Raw genomic sequence first — 18477 nt, forward strand, 5'->3', positions numbered from 1 at the left:
AAGCAGCCGTCCTCATTGGATGGCTGCTTTTTTGTTGACGCCCCTCCGAATGGCATCTGTCAATTTTGTTGTATGGATTGCGTTGACTGATATCACGACATATCTTTGAGGTGACGTGCGTCCTCAATCCGGTTAATGTTTCAGGTGTTGAATATTGGGCGAGTCTTTGGCTTCAAAGACAGTTTGCCTGATCGTTTTCTGTTTTGAGGATCTTCGTAACGCGGTTCCGACACATGACCGAGTAAACGACTCAGAATTTGGGGATTCCTGTGATCAAAATGCTTCGAAAAATTCAGTTGCTGTGCACTGTCATCCTCGGGCTCAGCGGAGGGATGTTAATGGCGGATGAGAAGCCATTGAAGATCGGTCTTGTCGGACTCGATAGCTCGCACGCAACAGCGTTTACGAAATCCGTGAATGCAAATCCTTCTCTGCCAGGCTTAGAGAACGCCAAGATTGTTGCTGCGTTTCCAGGTGGAAGCCCGGACTTGCCAACGAGTGCTGATCGTGTTGAAGGCTATACCAACACACTGCGAGAAGCTGGCGTCAAGATTGTTGGTTCAATCGAAGAACTGATGCCACTCGTCGATACCGTGATCATCACCAGTGTCGATGGTCGCGTTCACCTTGATCAGGCACGACAGGTCATTGCTGCTGGAAAGCCACTCTTCGTCGACAAGCCACTCTCGACATCTGTGAAAGATGGAGCAGAGATCTTCGCGCTGGCGAAAGCCAAGGGCGTGCCGTGCTTCACTTCATCATCATTGAGGTTTTCCCCAGGTGTTGCAGACGTCCGTTCCAACCCGGCTTTGGGCGATGTCATCGGGTGTGCTGTGTTCAGCCCAAGTGCAACTCAGGTTTCTCACCCTGATCTGTTCTGGTACGGAATTCACGGCGTTGAAATGGTCTTCACTGTTATGGGACCAGGATGTGAAACTGTTACCTGCACCCGAACCGATGGCGTTGACGTGGTTGTCGGGACATGGAAAGACGGTCGAGTTGCGACCTACCGTGGCATGCGAGCCGGCAAGCCAGGATATGGGCTGACCGCATTCGGCAGTAAAGGGAATGTCACGACCGCGATTAAAGTGGGTTACGATCCAATGCTGGTCGAGATCCTGAAGTTCTTCCGCACAGGTGTTGTTCCTGTCAGCAATGACGATTCACTCGAAATTCTGGCATTCATGGAAGCAGCAAACGAAAGCCATCGTCAGGGTGGAAAACCAGTGAAACTGAACATCGGGAAGTAAGCCTGTTCGCTTTGAGCGAATCGGTTCCCATTAAAAAAGAAGAAGCCGCATCTCAAATTGAGTGCGGCTTCTTTCGTTTTGAATCCTTGCCTTCGGTCAGTGACGGCACACAAGTCCCGTTACTGTGGCGGAAGGAGATGTCCCATTTTTTGTCGCTTGGTATCCATGTACTTTGACCGCTTCTCGTGCGGTGGAGCAATGATCGGAACCTGAGCGACCACTTTCAGGTCAACCCATTCTTCGAATGCTTCGGTCTTCTTGGGATTGTTTGTCAGAATGCGAACTTGCTTCAAACCCAGATCTTTGAGGATCTGCAGCCCGACCATGTAGTCGCGCAGGTCTGCTTTGAAGCCGAGTCGATGGTTCGCTTCAACCGTGTCGAACCCTTGATCCTGCAACTGGTAGGCTTTCAGCTTGGCGGTCAGCCCGATGCCACGACCTTCCTGAGGAAGATAAACGACCGCTCCACAGCCTTCGTTCACGATCATCTGCATGGCCATGTGAAGCTGGTCTCCACAGTCGCAACGCAGTGATCCCAGAATGTCTCCGGTGAAGCAGGAAGAATGCATTCGCACCAGCGGGGCTTCAATGCTCGTCAGGTCTCCCCAGACAATTGCCAGCGGTTCCTGAATGTCATGTTCAACGCGATAGGAGATAAACTTGGGTGTTCCAAATTCTTGCGTTGGAATTTCCACTTCCACTTCGCGGCGAATCAGGTTTTCGCGGACACGACGGTGTTGAATGATCTGCGAAATGGAGATCATTGGCAGTTTGTATTCGTTGGCAATCTCACGGAGTTCGTCCAGATCTGCCATGCCTGACCCACGCTGGCTGCAGATTTCAATCAGACAGCCGACTGGTGTCAGTCCCGCCATTTTCATCAGGTCGATGGTGGCTTCGGTGTGACCAGCGCGACGCAGCACTCCCCCTTCACGTGCCAGTAACGGGGAGATGTGTCCAGGTCGCACAAAGTCGCTCGCGATGCTGTCGCCACTGGCGAGTGCTCGGAGTGTCGTCGCCCGAGCGTTGGCGCTGACGCCGGTTCCGCTATCCCGGTGGTCAATCGGAATGAGAAACGGTGTCTGGTGCGGGCTGTTGTTCGATTCCCGGTCGACGATGGGCCCCAACCGCAGGCGGTCTGCTGTCTCTTGTGTGATGGGAGCACACAAAACACCGGCTCCTTTACGAAGCATGAAGTCAACTGTAGCCGGAGTCATAAACTCTGCGGCACAAATGAGATCGCCTTCGTTTTCGCGGTCCTGGGCGTCCAGTACCACGACCATCCCGCCTGACTTCAGGTGTTGCAGAGCTTCGTTGAGCGTATTCAAAAATGGCAGTTGGTCGTCTGACATGAGATCCGGTTCTCAGCAACGAGGAGACATGGAGGGCAGGTCAGGCCGTGGCCTGAACCTGACATTATATCATATCCATTCCTGAAGAGGGGAGCAGCCTCCCTCCTGACAGAACTCTGAAGAACAAAGGATTGGTTTCGTTGTCAATTCCTAATGGAAATCTGATTTTAAATGTTCTTGATGCGATCCGCTGACAGTACTGGACTCCAGGATCGGAACAGGCAAGAATAACAGAAGCGGAAATTTTGATTTGTTTGCTGAAGGGGATGTGATTGGCACGTCAGTTTCTACGGGCGTGATGTGAACTGACGGATTCTCGTTCCGGGAGTGCTTGCCTGCGTCCTCTTATCTTGAATGACATCGCCTGAATTTCAGGTGTCGATCGGCTTCAGACCGAATTTGCAACATCAAGGAGTGCTCAATGTCGACCAGTGTTGCCTCAAATAAAAAGATCTATGCTCGCCCTGAACTCCCTCGGACGCAGCTGTTCATTGATGGGAAATGGCAGGATTCTGTCTCTGGTGAGACGTTTACATCTCATCATCCGGCCACAGAAGAAGAAATTGCTGTTGTTGCCAAAGCGAATGCCGCCGACGTTGATCTGGCGGTGAAAGCGGCACGACGGGCGTTCGATTCCGGACCATGGTCAAAGATGGATGCTCGGGATCGTGGGCGTCTGCTTTATAAGCTGGCTGATCTGGTTGAAGAAGATCTTGAAGAACTGGCTGCCCTTGAAACACTCGATAACGGGAAGCCGATTGTCGACGCGTTGAATGCCGATATTCCGCTGGTGGTTGACGTACTGCGATACTACGCCGGTTGGGCAGACAAGCTGCATGGTCAGACAATTCCTGTCCGTGGAAATTACTTCTCGTACACACGGAAAGAACCGGTCGGTGTTGTCGGTCAGATCATTCCCTGGAACTTTCCAGCTCTGATGGTTTCATGGAAATGGGGACCGGCACTCGCAGCGGGCTGCACCATTGTGATGAAGCCTGCCGAACAAACACCGCTCACCTGTTTGCGTCTGGCTGAACTGGCTCAGGAAGCTGGCTTCCCGGATGGAGTCATCAATATCGTGACGGGTTATGGCGATACCGGTGCCGCAATTGTGAAGCATCCCGGTGTCGACAAGATCGCCTTCACCGGTTCAACTGAGACCGGTCAGATCATTATGCGGGAATCCGCTAATACTCTGAAACGAACCACGTTTGAACTGGGGGGCAAGAGTCCGAACATCATCTTCGCAGATGCGGATATCGAAGCGGCGATTCATGGTTCCGAGTTTGGTCTGTTTTTCAATCAAGGGCAGTGCTGTTGTGCCGGAAGTCGACTGTTTGTTGAGAAGTCGATTCACAAAGACTTCGTAAAAGAGCTCGCGGCAAAAGCATCACAGAGACGACCTGGGAACCCATTCGATCTGGATACGACGCACGGGCCGCAAATCGATGGCGAGCAGTTCAACAAGATCATGAAGTATATCGAACTCGGCAAGAAGGCCGGGGCCGATTGCGTGATTGGCGGGAACCGTCACGGAGACAAAGGATTCTTCATTGAACCGACTGTCTTCGACAACGTGACCGACGACATGGAGATCGCTCGCGACGAGATCTTTGGTCCAGTGCTCAGTGTGCTTCCGTTCGAAAGCCTTGACGAAGTTGTCGAGCGAGGGAACCGAACAAACTTTGGTCTGGCTGCGGCGGTCTGGACCAGAGATGTCTCTAAGGCACATCAGGTTGCGGCGCGGCTTCGTGCAGGAACCGTCTGGGTGAACTGTTACGATGTCTTCGATGCCGGAGCTCCATTTGGTGGCTTCAAACACTCAGGCATCGGTCGCGAACTCGGCGAAGCAGCATTAAGCAACTATACGGAGTTGAAAACGGTCACAGTCAGTCTAGATTAAGGTGAACGGGAGTGACTTCAGGTTTCGCACGCATTCTTCGGATGTCACGAGACCTTCGGTTTAACTGATCGTTTTCAGGATCTTGCAGATGCTTTGCAGAGATGAAGGGGCGCGATGGCACTTCATTTCGGTATTGAAAGCGATCTGCAAACGCCCTTCATGTTATTCGTTACCCACTTCGGGCAATGTGTGACCAAGGGCGTTGTATCTCTTTTATGAGAGGCTGTTGAGCACTATGAATCCTTCGAAGATTGATTTGACTCCTGATCACCGTGCCCAGATTTGCACTGTGTTGAACGCCCGTTTGGCCGATATCATCGATCTCACGCTGCAAGCGAAGCAGGCGCACTGGAATGTGAAGGGCCCTGGGTTTATTTCGCTCCATAAGCTGTTCGACGAAGTCTATTCTGCATTTGCAGAGCAGACGGACGAAGTCGCCGAACGCATTGTTGCTCTCGGCGGGAACGCTGATGGTCAACTGCAGAGCGTGGCCCGACGAACAACGTTGCCAGCATACCAGTCAGCAAGCCACACCGGCCGCGCCCACGTTGATGCACTTTCATCGACTTTGGCGATCTTCGGCAAGGCGGTTCGCGAAGACATTGAACGTGCCAACGAACTGAATGACGCCGGGACTGCAGACCTGTTTACACAGATCTCGCGTCTCACCGATAAGTACCTGTGGTTTGTCGAAGCTCATCTTCACGCTGAGTAATCTGCGTTCACGTTGAAGAGATTGATTTCAAAGAAAAGCCGTCGACACAAGCGATCGAGATCGCAGCTTGTGTCGACGGCTCTATTTTTTGGAACCGATCACGGTCGGAATCGGTCTCCTATGACTATTCACCGCGAGTGATTCGCATGACTTCTTCCAGTGTCGTCGTTCCGTCGAGCATCTTTCGATAGGCCGCCATACGCAGACTGACCATGCCCTTTTTGAGAGCATTGTTTCGGATGGCTCCGGTACTGGCCCGTTCGTTGCAGAGATGTCGAATCTCTTCGTCGTTGATCAGGAGTTCGTGAATTCCTGTTCGACCAGAGTACCCGGTGTCGCGGCAGTCACGGCAACCTTTGGGAGCATAGAGTTGGCGGCCGGCGAGTTCCGGCAAATCTGGCGGGAGTTCATCTGGAGAATACGTGTGCGGCTGCCTGCATCGCATACAGAGTCGGCGTAACAGGCGCTGGGCAAGAATTCCTTCGACGGTGCTCGATACGAGATAAGGTTCCACACCCATGTCGACGAGTCGGGTAAATGAACCGGGAGCATCGTTCGTGTGCAATGTGCTGAACACAAGGTGACCAGTGAGTGATGCCTGAATTGCACTCGTCGCTGTTTCGCCGTCTCGAATTTCCCCGATCAGCACAATGTCAGGGTCGTGACGGAGAATACTTCTCAACCCGGCTGCGAATGTCAGCCCGATCTTGGAGTGAACCTGAATCTGGCTGATCCCGGCAAGCTGATATTCGACAGGATCTTCAACCGTAATAATCTTGACGCTCGGGTCTTTAATCTCACTGAGCGCACTATAAAGCGTGGTCGTTTTTCCTGACCCTGTTGGGCCTGTCACCAGAACAATTCCGTGTGGGAGAGCGATCAGTTTGTGAAACTGATCATAAGTGTCCTGCGGCATTCCGACCCCTTTCAGGTCGAACACCATACGCTGCTTGTCGAGAAGACGGAGAACGACACCTTCCCCATGAAGCATTGGAATGATGGAAACACGGACGTCGATATCGCGTCCTTGCACCCGCATGTTGATACGACCGTCCTGTGGAAGACGTTTCTCGGCGATGTTGAGCCGGGACATGATCTTCAGTCGGGTGACGATCGATGACGCGAAGTGGTTGATCTCTGGTGGGACGTTCTGCACCCTTAACAGGCCGTCGATGCGGAAGCGGATGATTAACCCTGCTTCCTGCGGTTCCAGATGGACGTCGCTAGTGCGTTGTTCGAGTGCTTCGATGAGCAGTTCGTTCACCAGTCGGATCACCGATGGGGCCTGAGCTGATTCAGCCAGTTCACCCATCTCGGCAGGGATTTCATCGAGCAGATCGATCTCGTCAGCGCGCTGGGCGACGAGTTCTTTGATCGTGTCACCGCCGACGCCGAGATTCCGTTTAATCAGATCGAGAATCTCGTTACGACACGCGAGCACCGGTTGGACTCGCTCTCCTCCTAGCGTCCCTAATTCATCGATCGCTTCAAAGTCGAATGGATCGGAAACGGCGATACGAACGTGACCATGCTGACGATCCAGCGGCATTGATTCGAATCGAAAGATCGCCGATGTCGGAAACCGATTCAGCAGATCACGATCGACTTCAAACTCCTTCAGATCAACGTAAGGCATCCCGAGTTCGTTGGAGAGTAAACGAAGGGCTTCGTCTTCGCGCAGAATCCCCATTTCGACCAATGATTGATCGATCCGTTTTCCGGCGTATTGCTGCTGGGCAATTTCTAATTGCTGAGGGGTGATGAGTCCGCTTGCCAGCAGGAGCGATCCGATATTCATTTATCTGCTGCCGATTGGGAAGACTGGCGTTTGTGACTGTGTGGAGATTGCAGTGTAACGACCCCGATCGCATTCTGGGCAACATTCAAGTCAATCTCCCGGCTTCGACATTGCGAGAAACGCGTTTCACAAGTGGAGGAGCGTTTCATGCAGATGCGGTTGCGTGAACTTTGCTGCGGGGCCGCATGCGAGCCCAAACCCGTTTAGCGACCGCTTCGTCCGCTTCCTCCGAATCCACGCGACCCGCCAAAGCCACCTCCGCCTTGGCCTCCAAATCCACGTGATCCACCAAAGCCGCTACCGGAACCTCCGAATCCACGAGATCCTCCGAAGCCTCCACCTGTCGGGCCGCCTGTTGGCCCACTGGATCCGCCCCCTTGTTGCATCCGTTCCCGCATTCGCTGTTCGAACATTTGTCGCATCTGATCCGGGTTGCTGCTACCTGGCTGGGCACCCGGTGTCGAAGCAGGAGGTGTGCTGGAAGTCGTTCCCCCGCTTCGGGAGCCTGAGGTACTGATTTTTACTTGTGGAATGATCGAGTTCAGGGCTCCCTGCATCACTGTGGAATTTGTGTTCTCAAGGGAGATGACGTGGATCGAACGACGTGCTTCTTCGGCAGCCTGATCCAGCGATTTTACGAGCCCTTCGACTTCCCGATACAACGGCTCATCTGACCAGATAATGAGACTGTTGGTGTTGTTGTCTACACTGATCGCGAGCTTGGCTGCTGGTTGCTGCTGCTCGTTCCGATTTCCGCCTCCTCGGGCAGCCGCCAACATGGCAAGTGGATTGTTTGGGTCTTGCCCACGGGGCGGTTCGATATAAGACTTATAGACCTCTTTTACGATGTTGTAGACTTCAGAGGCACTCGCGTGTTCTACCAACAGCATGCGGGAAGTCTTGTCTCGCATGGAGTCTCCACCAAGATCGCTGGCGTCCAGCACACGCAACATATCTTCAACTTCCCGAACCTGTGCGGCAGGACCGGTCACGAAGAGAGCGTTCAGTCGTACGTCTGGAATGATCTTTAACTGGGGGCTGGCGTTCAGGGAATCGAGGCCTGTTGCTCCCAGCAGACTGGAACCGAGCGAACTGCCGAGTCCTCCAAGCGTGCTCCCGCTGGAGGCTGAAGAACTTGCTGAGACGGACGCCATCGGAAACAGCAGTTTCAACATTCCTGCGGTTTCAGTGGCGTCTGATGACCGCAGCGAAAAGACAGTCCAGGTGATTCGCGGAGGAACAGCCTGCATCGCCTGATTCAGAAGTTGCTGAAGTTCATCCAGCTGTTGTGGGTCGGAGGATGAAATGACGAGTTCGTCGCCGACAACGGTGATGTTCACACCGGGGCGCGGTTCTGTCGGTGCCGTTTTTGAATCAGGGGGCGCCTGCTTTGTCTCGGCCTGTTTTAAATAGGCCTCCAACTCTTGAAACAACTTCTCATCAGCAGGTGTCAGTTTACCGGCCGGGGCCTTCTGTTCCGCAGGAGCCGTACCTGACGGAGCCGTGCCTGCAGGAGCAGCGCCTGATCGCTCGGCACCTGGTTGCGTCGTACCGGACTGTGGACTGCTGGCTGACGGAATTGGAGTTGCCGGCTGTTCTGCAGCTTCGGGCTTCTTCTCAGGACCTGTTTCAGAATTGCTTGCAGGTTCTGTCGTCGTCTGGGAGACGTTGCGAACAGGAACGCGTCGACGTGGCGAAGTCTTCACAGAATCCTGCTGGGCAGGGGAGGCACTACGCTCTGTCGCATTCGTTTCCAGCGGATGCCGTGAAGGTGGAGTATCCATCCCCGTTGGTCGTGCTGGAGCTGGGGTACGATTGTTTGGACGCGCTGTCGGATCGACGATGCGAATATCGGAACCGTTCTTCGTTCCCCACATTCGTTCAATGATCGGCAACAATTCTGCTGGATCGCGTCCGCCAAGTTGCAGGGTTCGAATCCGATCCAGGCTGGAGTTGCGTTGGGTTGAGCCGTCTTCACCAAGTTGATTTAACAGGGTGCGGATCTGTGTAAGTTGATCGCTGCTACCGCGAATCATCAACTGACGTCCCAGCAAATCGGCTTCGACCGTTGGTGCATCAGTGTCTTTGACAAACATCGAACGGATCGTGCTGGAAACCGAAAGCGGGTCGAGCTGTGCCAGCGGGATCACGGCAATCTGGCGAGCCCCTCCCTGACCATCCATTTGTGCGATCAGCATCTCGACCTGACGATGCTGATCAGGTGACGCCTGAATATGCACTTTGCCGTTTCGGGCGTCGTCGTTCACAACGATGCCCGGCATCAATGCGTCGATCGTTTTTGTGACTTCCCGAGGGTCGGACGAGTTGACGGAATAGACCTTCAGGAATGGCCGAGTACTGGTTGGGCTGAAGGTGCTTGCTTCACCACCAACGTCGACTGTTTTTAAAGCCTGCTCAATCAGCAAATGCTGGGAGAGTTTTGCTGAGACCAGTAGCTGATTCGTCCGGAGATCTGTCGTCACACGCGGTTGATTTGGATCAGCGGCTCGCGCTGCTTGTTGCTGTTGTGGGGGTTGCTGGCCGCCTGGAGGTCCCCCTCCGCCACGGAAGTCACGCCCGCCGCCCCGGAATCCCTCTTGTGACGAACTGACATTGGTGACCCCGGTGGTGATCCCCAACAGGTTGCGCACAATGGCTTCCGCATCAGAGACTGGAATATGCTGCACCTGATAAGACTTGAACGTGACATCGTTCGGCCCACCGCGAGCAGTGACATCGACGAGCAGGTTCTTGATTCGTCGCAGGTTCGATCCAATATCCGTTACCAGAATCGAGTTGGTCGACTTCAGACCAACAACTTTTCCTTGTGGCCCACGGATGTTGTTGACTTCGCTCGCAATCTGTTCGACGTCAACCCCTTCAAGTGGGAAGATGACGGTCAACAGTTCGTTCCGACCGCGAGACTCCAGATCGCTTGGAGCAATAATCGGAATCAGACTCGGTGGAATTGGTTCATCAATGTTGACGCAGACAAGAAACTCGTCGCGACGAACGAGGCAGAACCCTTTCGGAAGCAGGTATCCATTGAGGATGTCCAGCGCTTCTGTCGGGGTGTAGCGGCCTTGATCGAAATAGTTGAACGTGCCGGGTGGCAGCGAATTCAAATCGAGAGAGAGCTTGGCTTCTTCGGCGAACAACTTCAAAACGTCGGCCCACGGGGCGTAACGGAAGTTGAATGAGAAGCGACGAGTCGGATCACCAGTCGTTGGTTCTGGTGTTGCCTTCTCCGCAGTTGGTTCGCCGGGGATCGTCTCTGGTGAAGCGGCAGGCGTGGCGGGTGCCATGCCGGTTCCCCCGGGGGTGAATGTGGCAACTGGCTTTGCCCCTTCAGGCACCGTCTCGACGATGATCGTTCGCGGAGTTGGCGGGAGTGCCGGGCTCATGCCGGGTGCGGTAGTTGCTGCTGTTGGTGTTGCAGTCGCGTTCGGCGGTGCCCCGATCCGTTCGGTCCACTTCGTCCGCTGTTCCGGGGTGAGGACGGCAAGAAACTTGGCCGACCATTCGTCGTCAAACTGTTTTCGCTCTTCGTCTGTGGCACGGCGCATTCCAAATCGAGCCGTCATCCATTCGCCGCTCAGTTTCTGGAACTCTTCTTTTTGAGCGTCATTCAACCCGAATTCGGTTGCGAGTTCAGTGTCACGGCCAAAAACCCCAGGGCCTTCTCGATGCAGGCGCAACTGATTCAGACGAGAGGCCTGCTCAGGCGTGAGGATTGCTTTGACCTCTTCGTCTGTCTTCTTCCGGTTTTCTTCCCCTCGCAATCGCATGTCTTCGCGGACCTGATTGCGCTCTTCTTCCGTCTGGGCGTTCTGCAGGCGCTCGCGGATATCGCCAAAGCTGTCGCTATTGTTTCGCTGCTGTTCATTCAGCGCATCAATTTGCTTCTGCTGTTCTTCGGTGATCTTGAGTTCCAGCTTGGCCGATTCGCTGAAGAGTTCTCCCAGCAGACCACGACCGCCGCCGGAACGACCTCCAAAGGAACCGAATCCGCCGGGGCCACCCGGGCCACCTTGGCCGAATCGACTTCCACCAGGACCTCCTGAGCCGAAATCCTGGGCAAAGAGTGAGCCCGCCATCAAGGCACCGCAGAGCGCGACGGTTCCGATGCGAATTGATCTGAAACGGCTGGGCATCAACATTCTCAAACTCCTGATCCAGTCCGATCGCAATGCTTATTCCTGACGAAACGTGCGGAACGTACAAAAGTTCATGCCGCACGAGATTTAAGTCAGGATTTTCTCATGTCAGGCCGATGGTGGCATTGCGTAAGGACTGGTCTGGTATCTTGTTCGGATAATTGCCAATAATACAATGCAAAAAAATTAGGCAAAGCAACGATTCGGAGTGATTCTAAAAGGTTCGTCTGAATGGCGCGGCCCGATTCGACTTCTTCGGTGTTGAATTTGGAGTCAGTCCCGAGGACCTCAGTATGCAACACCGTCACCATACTTTCGGATCGGACTCTATGCAGAAAAGTAAACTTCTCCGAAACTTACAATTCTGCCTATTGTTTTGTTTCTGCGTCAGCCCCCTGTTTGCTCAGGATGAAGGGCGTCGGGGCTCCTACGGATCATCAGGAGAGGGCGGTCGCTGGGATTCACGCCGCTCCTCCGGCCGAAGTTTCGGCGGTGAAGGAGGATTCGGAGGGCGAGATTATCGCGGTTCTGAGTCACGCGGATCTGAATTTCGTGGGTCCTCAGGTGGGTTTCGTGATGGCCGGGAGATGAGTGGGCCATCATCGGGGGCAGTTCCTTCAGGCTCCGCGGTCGCTAGCCCTTCCGGAGCACCAGGCACCGTTGGCACTCCTGCTCGAACTTTGGTTCTTCAGACCAGAGAACGAGTTACGGTCGATCTTCCTCTGAATTTCAAGGAAGGCGATATCGATGGCGACGGGCAGATTGCATTTTATGAATGGCGCCAGTGGAAACGTGGCGATCTGAATGGGTTCACGGCCCTTGATCACAATCGAGATGGCTTTTTGACACCGTCTGAACTAGTGAAAGGTGCGACCAGCTCAGTGTTAGCGGCAACTTCCTCGACTCCGACCGCATCTGGGACAACTGCGTCTCCGATGGCTGTCTCAGCGGGGGGAGGAAGCCCTGTTTCCGGGATACAAAGTTCAGCGACGACACAGGTTTCGACCGCTTCTGCATCTGACAGCAGTCTGGAAACGACGACAAATCGAGCAAAGTCGATGTTTGGCCTTCTCGACAAGGATGCAAATGGTCAGCTGAATGAGGAAGAATGGAAGCGGTCCACTCGAATTCGGTCGCAGTTTATGGAAGCCGGGATTGATTTGAGTGGATCAATGCCGAAGGATGCTTTTATCGCCCATTATCTGAAATTGAATTCCGGGGCAGGCTGAAAGTGTTGTTTCACTTTGAGTCCCCGACTTTTTCGCCAGCAGTGTCGCCGCCTTCATGCCAGACTACCAATACATTGCGAGAGAGCTTTCCGGAAAGCAGGTGACTGGCGTTCTGACAGCTGCGACCGAAAAGGAAGTACTCGCGTCGCTTGCTTCTCGGAGCCTGTTTCCAATCAATGTTGAGGTCTCGGCGTCGAGCAAAGCGTCTGAAAAGCAGTTAGGCAGACGCGTCCCTCCTCGAATTCTGGCTGTCTTCTATTCTCAGCTGGCGGATCTGTTGCGTTCCGGCGTGCCGTTGATGCGGTCACTGGAGTTGTTGAGTCGGCAGTCGACGCATCCGGCTTTGAAAGTCGTGGTGCAAGAGGTTCGTGATCAGGTCGCGAACGGATCGCGACTTTACGATGCCATGCGACAGCATCCCAAAGCCTTTAACGAGCTCATGATCAGTATGGTCAGGGCCGGTGAAGAAGGGGGCTTTCTCGAAGACGTTCTCAAGCGTATTGCCGACTTCACGGAACAGCAGGAAGAATTGAAAGGCCGCGTCGTTGGCGCGATGGTGTATCCAATCTTTTTGCTGACGGTCGGGGGACTTGTCGTTGCGGCATTGATGGTCTGGTTTGTTCCGAATTTTGAGCCGATCTTCGACAATATGCGGCAACGGGGCGAACTCCCGTGGACCACGAAATCATTGCTCGCGATGAGTAATGCGGCACAGGCGTACTGGATTTATGGACTGGCGATTGCTGCGGCTGCGATCTATGGATTAAACCGATTCCTGAAAACGGCTGATGGACGCCTTCGTCTGGATCAGTTTCGGCTCAAGGCGTTCGGATTGGGGCCGATCACCAGAAGTCTCGCGATTGCCAGATTTTGCCGCGTTCTGGGCACGTTGCTTGGGAACGGTGTGCCGGTTTTGAATTCACTGAAGATTGCGAAAGACGCGACCGGAAATAAGGTTCTCAGCGTTTCAATCGACAAAGCGGCAGAGCATGTTTCGACGGGGCGCTCGCTGGCTAAGCCATTAGGGGCGAGTGGTCAGTTTCCAGAAGAAATCGTGGAAATGATTGCGGTTGGTGAGGAAGCGAATAATCTGGAAAACGTTCTGATCGGAATTTCCGAGAACCTCGAAAAGCGGACCAGCCGTCAGGTCGAAATGGCGGTGCGTTTGCTGGAACCCATTCTGCTGCTCATCCTGGCGGCAATTGTGTTGTTCGTTGTGGTCGCGTTATTACTTCCCATTCTTCAGTCTTCTTCGTCGGCTTAGTCCGGTTACGTGAATACAAGAAATCAGTTTTGACTGGGGTGTTGTTCCCCGTCGGTTTGAAAGATCATTTAGAAATCATCCCGGAGCATTCGCTGGTCGTTTCATTCGACAGGCAGTGTTCTCTTTAAACTATTGGAGTCGCACCAATGAAAGTTCGTTTGGCCCGCCAGGTTCGTCGTCGCTCTGCATTTACTCTGCTCGAAATTTTGATCGTGCTTGCGATCATCGGTGTGATTGCAGCGATGGCCGTCCCACGATTGTTGGGCCAGCAACGTGGAGCGTTGATTCAGACTACGAAAACAGCCATCACAAACCTTGAGAAGAGTGCAGAACTCTGGGCAGTGGGAAATCTGGGGAGCTATCCTGAATCGATTCAGGCGATGATGCAGAAGGGCCCAGATGGCAGCGAACCTATTTACACCAAGGTTCCGGCAGATGCCTGGAACCAGCCATTGAACTATGAGTATCCAAGTACTCGTTCCGAATCCGGGCGCCCTGCGATCTGGTCAAACGGTGAAAACCGGACCAACGAAAACGGCGGCGGCGACGACATTAATAACTGGTCCGAAGCAACGAAGTAGTTTGTGCTTGAATCGATGAACGATCAATCACCGTGACGGTCCAAAGCCAGGCATAGAACTGAGATGATGCGGCAGAGTTGTTCATGTCGACGATCAAATGCGAGGAACGCTCAACAAGCGCGCCCCGCATTTACGATGCTTGAACTTCTGCTCGTCGTGTCAGTGCTGGGGATTATCGCTGCCTTAAGCTGGCCGCGCCTGTTTAACAATCTCAAGTTGCAGACGTTGCAAGGGAATGTGGAACAGGTCCGGCAGGTATTGGATCGTGCTCGGGTTCGAGCGGTGGAAGAAGGGGTGACTCTTCAGGTTCGTTATGAACCGCAAGGGCGAAAGTATGTCATTCTTCCTCAGGAATCTCTGGACACAAATTCCTCATCCGGGAGCAATCAAACTGCCGGAACCACGACGTCGATTCGTACGACCACTCGTATGAAAGAACCGTACCGCGTGTATGAGTTAGGGAGTGAATGTCATTTCCATGTAGACAATGCATTACTGAGCGGGCAGCAGACGATCATTGAGAAACTGGATGACAGCTGGCTGACCCAGTTGCAGAATGGGGAACTCGCCAGGGATGTCGGGTGGTCGACACCGATTCTGTATTTTCCTGATGGCTCTGCTACGGATGGCTCAGTGGTGGTGATGAATCAAAGTCGACGCTATGCCAAACTTCATGTGCGTGGATTAACGGGAGCCGTCTCTGTTCAACCAATCGCAGAGATGTCGGAGAAACTCGGTGCGACAGGGAACTGATCTTCAACCTGTTCTTTCGTGCTCGAAGCGACGTGGCCGGTCGCGATACGTCTTCACTCGTCGCGGGATCAGTCTGTTCGAGGTTGTCCTCGCCTTATCCATCTATATTGGTGCGCTGGCGGCAATCAGTCAGATTCTCAACACGGGAAGCAAGGCTGCGATTCGCGCCCAGTTACGCTCGCAGGCAGAATTGTATTGCGAAAGTCAGATGAATCTGATTCTTGCCGGTGGTGTTCCCTTAGAATCTGTTTCAAAGAGCCTGATCGACGGGAAGGCGGACTGGTACTGGACCTTGAATGTTCTCGATGCCGGTGTCCCGTATCTTTTACGACTGGAACTGACGGTCGAACATTCAGGCAATCACTCTGATGCAGAAGTTCAGTATCAGATGATTCGGCTCATTCGCGATCCTCAGGTGTTTATTGATTCCGCAGCAGCGGCGGAGAGTGGTTTATGAATCACTCACGCGATGTCTTGAATCAATTCACAGTGAATCAAACATGCGTTCCCTGCATCGCACGGCGACGGCAGCGATCAGCGTTCACATTATTGGAAGTGTTAATTGCACTGGGGCTCACTGTCTTGCTCGTGTACGCCGTCTATGCAGGGATCGATCTGTGCTATCGCTATCGTGTGGCTGGTCGGGGAGAAATTACCGGGCAGCAGTTTTTACGCGGGTTGACGTTGCGAATGCAGGACGACGTCAATGCCGTTGTCCTTGCACTTCCACAAGAAACCGAGGCCTCGTCTGAGATGGGGACGGGGCAGGCGACAGATGATGATCTGTCATCGGATTCCAGTTCCAGTTCCAGTTCGACAGTTGTTGTGCCGGTTTTGAGTTTCGACGGGATCGAAGATGCCGGGATTCCAGCGCTGGCAGGTGTCGTGGGAACTGCTGATCTTCTGCATCTCTGCGTCAGTCAGCCGACAAGAGAGTTGTCTTATTATTCTCTCAATGATCGTCCTGTTGGAGATGAACGAACGAGTGATCTGCAGGTGATCTCGTATGGGCTGGTGGAGATCGATTCCATCACACTGGCCTTGTTACAGCAGAATCTCAAAGTGACTCGCCCGGATCAGGGATTGGGCCGACGAGTTCGCGACCTGTTTGCGATTGTCAAAGTTGATGAAGTGCTCGACTCGCCGAATCTCATGGCTGCCGAAGTGACCGAACTCTCGTTTCGTTATTTCGATGGTGTGGACTGGGTCGAAAGCTGGGACAGCCTTGCGTCGGGAATTTTGCCTCGGGCGATTCATGTCACCTTTGGAATCTGGAGTCCTCCGCCTGAGCGTTTAGGGGGACCACTCCCTGGGGCAATTGCGAAGGTGACACATATTGAGCACGTGTTCTATCTGCCTGCCTCCGAGCCCAACCCGGAGACGCTGCAATGAGAAACGGATCAACACTCTGTTCAAGGCGAATTTCATCGTCTTCTGATCGAACAGACGTCTCGCGTCGAGGGAGTGCGCTGGTGCTCGTGCTCGTCGTGATCGCAATGCTGACACTGGCGGCCTATACGTTCTCGGACACGATGATTACGGAGTATCGGGCATCGACTGCATATGGTCAGCAATTGCAGGCAACCGCGTTTGCACATTCCGGAGTCGAGTACGTCGCTGCGTTTCTCGGACCAGACGGGGGAGGTTGGCAAGCCGATGTGTATCACAATCAGGCATTATTCCATGTGCCGATTGCTGAGGATGCTGGCTTCTCAGTTGTGGCTCCTGTTGAGGATGCCATTGTCACGAGCCAGAGCCGGAATCAGGGAGGTCAGGTTTTGCGGATGGGACTGGTTGATGAATCTTCCAAGATCAACCTGAATGCGCTGGCATTGCTGGACCCTTCAGATGGGGTTGCGCGTGAGATGCTCATGGCGCTACCGTACATGACAGAAGTGATTGCAGATTCAATTCTGGACTGGATTGACTCTGACGACGAACTACGTGATTACGGTATGGAGTTCGAGGGCTATACCACGGTGATGCCGCGCAACGGTCCATTGGAATCGCTGGAAGAACTGTTGCTCATTGAGGGGGTGGACCCTGCAATGCTGTATGGTGAGGATTCGAACCGCAACGGGATTCTTGATCCCAATGAGAATGATGGCGAGGCGTCGTTGCCGTGGGACAACGCAGACGATGTTCTGGACATGGGTTGGGTCGAATACCTGACTTTACATAGCAAAGAGAAGAATCTTCAGCATGCGGTCGATGTGTTTGGCGAGGCCAGAGTCAATCTGAATCAGGATTTGCTGACCGACCTGTACGACGAACTTGAAGAGAAGTTCGACGCAGACATCGCGACGTTCGTAACCGCATTTCGCCTGCATGGGCCGGCCTCTGAAGCATTGGACTCCGCCTCAGGCAACTCTGGTACAGAAAGTTCTGGGCAATCTGGGAGTGGAGGCAGTTCTGGTTCCGGTAGTGGTGGAAGCGGAGCCAGTGGGGGCGGCGGCGGACAAAGCGGTAGCCAGTCTGGCGGCGGTGGCGGCGGTGATAGAACTGGCGGACAATCTGGTGGTTCGCAATCTGGTGGTTCGCAATCTGGTGGTGGTCAGGCCAGTGGCGGCCAGTCAATTGGCGGTGGTAGTAGTCAGTCAGGCGGCGGTCAATCAGGAGGCCAATCTGGCGGATCCGGACAGGGGGGGGCACAATCTTCTAAACAGTCCACCGGTCTCTGGAGACCATCGACAAGTTCCAGTAGTTCCAGCAGTGCGATGACCACTGGGGATGCAACGACCGATCAGGGACTGAAAGATGCCGCTGACGCGCTGGCAGGAGTCTTGGGCGGCGCGGAAGGAAGTGTCACACGCGGCGGACTTGATTTGGCTGCAGGCAGCAAGCGAACGATTCGTTCCATCTATGAACTGGTCGGGGCTCAGGTGAATACGACGGTCAACGGACAGCAGGTGACATTGGAAAGTCCCTGGGCGGCGGACCCAGGCAACCTGCAGATGAATCTGCCAACATTGCTCGATCAGTTTTCCATTACGGATGAAACGGACATTCGTGGACGAATTAACATCAATGAAGCCAGACTCTCTGTTTTGATGGCCATTCCTTCAATGCCAGAAGACTTGCCTGCGAAGATTATTGAGGTTCGGTCGCAACGTTTATCAGGGGCGACAACTGCTGATCGCTTTGCAACGGCAGGTTGGCTGCTGATTGAAGGACTCGTGGATCTGCCAACGATGGTAGAACTGGATAGTTCGATTACGGCTCGTGGAGAAGTCTTCCGGATGCAGGTGATCGGCCATAGTGATCGCGGTGGGACGATTGCCCGGGTTGAAGCGATTGTTGACGCGTCGTCCTACGCTCCCAGGATTCTGTATCAGCGGAATTTGTCGCGATTAGGGGCAGGGTATCGACGAGAAGACTTGCCAGGTTTTCAGACTGATCGAGTCTCGCAGTGACCTGACGTCGAGCGAAGTATTGTTTTAGACAGAGATTTTAATTCCCGATTGAGAGTGATTCG

General features: G+C 53.8%; 13 protein-coding genes. 10 read left to right on the forward strand and 3 right to left on the reverse strand.

The annotated features are described in order from the left end of the window. Nucleotides 1-278: 278 nt before the first annotated feature. A complete protein-coding gene (locus tag SH527x_RS17615) occupies nucleotides 279-1250 on the forward strand; it encodes a Gfo/Idh/MocA family protein (protein ID WP_437191993.1) in 972 nt (323 codons plus the stop codon). 119 nt (nucleotides 1251-1369) lie between these two features. Here SH527x_RS17615 and ribA read toward each other — a convergent pair whose 3' ends face one another. Beyond that, a complete protein-coding gene (gene ribA, locus SH527x_RS17620) occupies nucleotides 1370-2602 on the reverse strand; it encodes a GTP cyclohydrolase II (protein ID WP_437191994.1) in 1233 nt (410 codons plus the stop codon). A 421-nt stretch (nucleotides 2603-3023) separates the two neighbouring features. Between ribA and SH527x_RS17625 the strand changes: the two genes are divergently transcribed. Then, entirely contained in the window at nucleotides 3024-4505 is a 1482-nt protein-coding gene (locus SH527x_RS17625; protein WP_437191995.1) for an aldehyde dehydrogenase family protein, read from the forward strand. Nucleotides 4506-4740: 235 nt separating this feature from the next. Further along, nucleotides 4741-5220: a DNA starvation/stationary phase protection protein Dps gene (dps, locus tag SH527x_RS17630; protein WP_437191996.1), complete on the forward strand. Its 480-nt coding sequence runs from the start codon at nucleotides 4741-4743 to the stop codon at nucleotides 5218-5220. A 124-nt stretch (nucleotides 5221-5344) separates the two neighbouring features. Here dps and SH527x_RS17635 read toward each other — a convergent pair whose 3' ends face one another. Together SH527x_RS17635 and SH527x_RS17640 are read right to left on the reverse strand one after the other, a co-directional pair. After that, entirely contained in the window at nucleotides 5345-7018 is a 1674-nt protein-coding gene (locus tag SH527x_RS17635; RefSeq protein ID WP_437191997.1) for a GspE/PulE family protein, read from the reverse strand. 203 nt (nucleotides 7019-7221) lie between these two features. Further along, nucleotides 7222-11172 (reverse strand): secretin N-terminal domain-containing protein, encoded by a 3951-nt coding sequence (locus tag SH527x_RS17640; RefSeq protein ID WP_437191998.1) that lies wholly within the window; start codon nucleotides 11170-11172, stop codon nucleotides 7222-7224. A 374-nt stretch (nucleotides 11173-11546) separates the two neighbouring features. On the opposite strand from SH527x_RS17640, the gene SH527x_RS17645 reads away from it, so the two are divergent. The 7 genes from SH527x_RS17645 to SH527x_RS17675 all read left to right on the forward strand — a co-directional run bounded on the left by SH527x_RS17645 (nucleotide 11547) and on the right by SH527x_RS17675 (nucleotide 18415). Then, on the forward strand, nucleotides 11547-12404 hold the full coding sequence (locus SH527x_RS17645; protein WP_437191999.1) for a hypothetical protein: 858 nt from the start codon (nucleotides 11547-11549) through the stop codon (nucleotides 12402-12404). Nucleotides 12405-12459: 55 nt separating this feature from the next. After that, nucleotides 12460-13668 (forward strand): type II secretion system F family protein, encoded by a 1209-nt coding sequence (locus SH527x_RS17650; RefSeq protein WP_437192000.1) that lies wholly within the window; start codon nucleotides 12460-12462, stop codon nucleotides 13666-13668. 146 nt (nucleotides 13669-13814) lie between these two features. Then, complete coding sequence (locus tag SH527x_RS17655) at nucleotides 13815-14249, forward strand: type II secretion system protein GspG (RefSeq protein ID WP_437192001.1); 435 nt, start codon at nucleotides 13815-13817, stop codon at nucleotides 14247-14249. 66 nt (nucleotides 14250-14315) lie between these two features. Then, the gene (locus SH527x_RS17660; RefSeq protein WP_437194648.1) at nucleotides 14316-15002 is read left to right on the forward strand and encodes a prepilin-type N-terminal cleavage/methylation domain-containing protein; all 687 of its coding nucleotides are present in this window, start codon (nucleotides 14316-14318) and stop codon (nucleotides 15000-15002) included. Further along, on the forward strand, nucleotides 14986-15459 hold the full coding sequence (locus tag SH527x_RS17665) for a hypothetical protein (RefSeq protein WP_437192002.1): 474 nt from the start codon (nucleotides 14986-14988) through the stop codon (nucleotides 15457-15459). The genes SH527x_RS17660 and SH527x_RS17665 overlap by 17 nt, the downstream gene beginning before the upstream one ends. Continuing rightward, complete coding sequence (locus tag SH527x_RS17670) at nucleotides 15456-16394, forward strand: prepilin-type N-terminal cleavage/methylation domain-containing protein (RefSeq protein ID WP_437192003.1); 939 nt, start codon at nucleotides 15456-15458, stop codon at nucleotides 16392-16394. Before SH527x_RS17665 ends, SH527x_RS17670 begins: the two co-directional genes overlap by 4 nt. Further along, nucleotides 16391-18415 carry a general secretion pathway protein GspK gene (locus SH527x_RS17675; RefSeq protein WP_437192004.1) on the forward strand — a complete coding sequence of 675 codons (2025 nt, stop codon included), beginning with the start codon at nucleotides 16391-16393 and terminating at the stop codon, nucleotides 18413-18415. The genes SH527x_RS17670 and SH527x_RS17675 overlap by 4 nt, the downstream gene beginning before the upstream one ends. The last annotated feature ends 62 nt before the right edge of the window (nucleotides 18416-18477 follow it).

Source organism: Planctomicrobium limosum (assembly GCF_051465645.1).
Lineage (GTDB): Bacteria > Planctomycetota > Planctomycetia > Planctomycetales > Planctomycetaceae > Planctomicrobium.